The sequence below is a fragment of the Mesorhizobium sp. M1143 genome (genome assembly GCF_040318435.1).
Lineage (GTDB): Bacteria > Pseudomonadota > Alphaproteobacteria > Rhizobiales > Rhizobiaceae > Mesorhizobium.
This window is the reverse complement of the sequence record NZ_JAMYMJ010000116.1, coordinates 1-3,963: the sequence shown is the minus strand read 5'-3', so window position 1 is coordinate 3,963 and position 3,963 is coordinate 1. Positions and strand designations below refer to the sequence as shown.

General features: G+C 57.7%; 3 protein-coding genes. 2 read left to right on the top strand and 1 reads right to left on the bottom strand.

Features of this window, described 5'->3' with window-relative positions:
- Positions 1–420 (bottom strand): KAP family P-loop NTPase fold protein (locus tag NKH35_RS30805; protein ID WP_352917463.1); only part of this gene is annotated, 420 nt, incomplete at its 3' end.
- Between the two features lie 180 nt (positions 421–600).
- Between NKH35_RS30805 and NKH35_RS30800 the strand changes: the two genes are divergently transcribed.
- Both NKH35_RS30800 and traG read left to right on the top strand, forming a co-directional pair.
- On the top strand, positions 601–2,067 hold the full coding sequence (locus NKH35_RS30800; RefSeq protein ID WP_023753796.1) for a serine/threonine-protein kinase: 1,467 nt from the start codon (positions 601–603) through the stop codon (positions 2,065–2,067).
- A 796-nt stretch (positions 2,068–2,863) separates the two neighbouring features.
- On the top strand, positions 2,864–3,963 hold a 1,100-nt coding region (traG, locus tag NKH35_RS30795), incomplete at its 3' end, for an IncP-type conjugal transfer protein TraG (RefSeq protein ID WP_352917465.1).

Here is a 3,963-nt window from a genome sequence, read left to right as displayed (position 1 = left end):
TGTCACACCTTTGGAGCTCGCTCCGAAGGTGGGCACACCCATAGCCCAGGCGCCGGCCTCACGCGCCACGCCCAAGAACCGCAGTTTGTTCACGCGCCCGATCAACGACTTCGCTCGGTCTTTCAGGGCAGGGGGGGCAGCCTTTACGAGCGCCCCGGAGATCACGCTCATCAGCGCGGCGCGCGCGTCGTCGAAGTCCTGATACATCCAAGCATCGAACTTGATGACGAGATAGCGATCCGGAGCCTTGTCCAATTCGCGCTCGACAAGGCGAAGTGTAGTTGACTTTCCGATTCCCCAACCGCCGAACACGCCGACAGAAAGTGGCAACAATTTCGGGTCAGAGAGAAGGTCTACGACCATCTCCGCAACTTCCGAATAGTTCAAAAAATCGACGTCGGTATCCGAATCGGACCACATAAGAAGTTTCCAAGCCCAAGCGGCGGTTGTGCTGCTTGTCCGGCCAGGTGTCAATTGGCAGCCCGGCTTTTGAATATTAGCATTTATGGCCGCTGCTGTAGGGGGATTGGGATATTGGAGCTTGCTCAACATGCGACCGAGCGAGTAGTGATCGAGCATTGAGCAGCTTGAGGGTGAAGAATGGCTAGAATCTACGGCAATCGGTGGGAGGGGATAGAAGGGAACCTTGGCGAAGGAGGACAAGGTCACGTCATAAAGGTCATCGATCGGCAAAACCCGGGCGATGGCCCTTTCGCCCTCAAGCGCATTCTAAACCCAAAGCGGGCCGACCGCTTCCGCAATGAGGTGGACGCGATCAAGCGGCTGAAGCATCCGAATGTGATCGAGCTGCTGGATCACTCTGCTCTCGACGCACAGCCGCAGGACGGGACGAAGCAGTATATCGTCATGCCGGTTGCAGAAGGGGGCGACCTCGGCAAATCGGCGGCCCAGTTCGTCGGCGATCTTGGGCGCACTCTCGGCGTTGCGAAGCAGGTAGCGGCGGGCCTCAAGGCTGCGCACGACGCCTCGATCATTCACAGAGATATCAAGCCAGCCAACATCCTACTAACCGGCAATGGCGATGAAGTCTGGATATCTGACTTCGGCATTTGCCTGATCGAGGACGGTAGACAACGCAATACCCCGTCGGGCGAAGTTGTCGGGCCGGCGCTGTTCATGGCGCCGGAGCTCGAGCACGGCGGGCAGCTCGATGTGACGGCTGCCGCCGATGTCTATTCGCTTGGCAAGGTCATCTTGTTTCTTTTCACAGGCGTTCGGCTGCCTCGAGAGAGCCTAAGCGATCCGAAATATGCCCCGATGCTCGCCGCACCTGGCTTGGAAGGCCTTCGCCTGCTGCTTACGCAAATGATCTGCCCGCTTCCGCGGATATCGACCATGGACACTATCATTATGCGCCTCGACCAGCTCCAGAGCATCCGAAATGGTGGAGGATCGGGGCTTTCAAAGCGGGGTCTAACCGCGCTGGAAGACTTCAAGCAGACAGCGGCAACAGAAGCGCAGCGAAAGCTCGAGGAGAGCGCCGAGCGCACAAGATCCGAAGACCTGCTCAATGCGGTCGCCGCGGCGATTTTGGCGGCGCTGACGCGACAATTCCAGGCGGGAGCCGCTGCAATCCACACGGACGGTGCCATCAACTCCATCGTTCAAGAGGTGAGGATTGGATCCCAAATCAAGATTGGTCGCTATCTGTTCATGCCAATAAGTGGCATCGAAATTACATTTCAGAACGCAGTTGGGAAATATGCAAGGATTTGGGCCCTACAGATGTTTGTCTGCCGAAAGATAGGCTTCCATGGCGGCGGCTTGTTCGTTCTGCCATACCTCGAATTGAGAGAATCTGACGGACGGCCCGTGAAGGGTTGCTCGGCCTTTCTTCGCAAAACAGGTTCCAAATCGGATCCGAGTTTCGAAGTCACCGATTCACCAACCGTGTTGGAAATAGACCCTAAAGGGTGGGATGGCGACGACCAGGTCATTCGCGATTTCGCCGAGGAGGCGACATCAGCACTTCCGGACCTCGTGAAAGGAGATTGGAACCAATTTCATCAAATGCCTAAGCCCGATGGGCCAAGAGGGCGTCGGTAAGGCTCTAAGAGGCTGGTCGTATCGTTGCAACTCTCAGAGGCCTTGAGCGAAAGTCGCGTAAACGAATCGATCGCGGTGATCGGGCTTCGACCTCAGAAATAGGGCACGCAGTCCAACAAGGCGGCCGGAAACCTGCGAGCCATCCAGATCCTGCTTTGAGATCGGATCAGAAACGGCGCCACTTCCAGAGTGGAGCCGTGAATGCACTTGATCTCGGACGCTGAGTTCAGCTGCGTCATTCCCGGAAGGAGACGGGGGCTTGGGCAAACCCAATCATAGCATTGAACAGCAAATCAAATTTGTATGATGTAGACCACTACAACGCTACTCTGGAGCGTATCGTGTTCGCTTGCTTTGGGCATTCGTGGGCTTGTGGTCGAATGAGCCTAGGCACATTGTACCTGCCAGCTACCTACGACGGTGGCGTCGGGTTCACGAAATGGTAAATCGTGCCTGGGGCAGGCCCAGAGAAGCGGCTACTCCTCAAAATCGACGTGCAGACTGCTGATCAATGAAATCGCGGCCATACTGTACGATTTCTTGGCTTTCAGTTTAGCATCGAAGGCGCCGTTTTAAGGCTCCTTACAGCTTTTGCTGGCCGAAACCAGTCGGTCCGCTCCCGGCCCATACAAGTCATTCGCTCGTCGCCCTTCGCGATGACACTTCTTGGCGCCCCAGTCTTCCAAGCCTGCAACGTTCACTGCATCGCACGGGCGCGTATATTGGGTATCTTCGATATTCTGAAACGTCACGTCATGCTGCTTCCATCTACTACCAAACAGTGGAGGCTGTGCCCGTGACACCGACGAAGCTCCTTGTCGGCCAGATCGTAGTTGTGTTCGCCATCGTCATCGTTGGCGTATGGGCGGCAACGCAATGGTGCGCCCACATGCTGGACTATCAGCCGCAGCTTGGCGCGCCATGGTTTGCCGCGGCGGCCCGGCCGATCTACAAGCCGTGGAAACTGTTCGAATGGTGGTTTCACTTCGACGCCTATGCGCCTGAGGTCTTCGACAAGGCCGGCATGCTTGCCGGAGCCAGCGGATTCTTGGGGTGTGCGGCCGCAATAGCTGGCTCCCTCTGGCGCGCGCGGCAGAGGGGGTTGGTCACCACCTACGGTTCCTCACGATGGGCCGCGGCTCGGGAAATCGAGAAGGCAGGCCTGTTTGAGCCGGCCGGCGTTTTCCTTGGCAAACTGAAGGATCACTATCTGCGACATGACGGGCCGGAACATGTCATGGCCTTTGCGCCGACACGTTCGGGCAAGGGCGTGGGATTGGTCGTTCCAACGCTTCTTTCCTGGACCGGCTCGGCCGTCATTCACGACATCAAAGGCGAGAACTGGCAGCTGACTTCCGGCTGGCGGTCGAAGTTCTCTTTCTGCCTCCTGTTCAATCCGACCGACTCGAGAACGGCGCGCTATAACCCGCTGCTGGAAGTGCGCAGGGGTTCAGATGAGGTCCGCGACGTTCAGAACATCGCGGACATTCTCGTCGATCCGGAAGGCGCGCTGGAGCGGCGGAATCATTGGGAGAAGACTAGTCATTCACTCTTGGTCGGGGCCATCTTGCACGTGCTCTACGCGGAAGAAGAAAAGACGCTCGCGCGCGTCGCCACTTTCCTGTCGGATCCGCAACGCTCGTTTACCGCGACACTGCTGCGGATGATGACCACCAACCACCTCGGCACGGCGGACACACCTCGGGTCCATCCCGTCGTGGCCTCGGCGGCTCGCGAGGTGCTGAACAAGTCAGAGAACGAGCGTTCTGGCGTTCTCTCGACCGCAATGTCGTTTCTCGGGCTCTATCGTGATCCGACGGTTGCCTCGGCAACATCGGCCTGCGACTGGCGCATTGCCGACCTCATGGATGCGGAACGACCGATGTCGCTCTATCT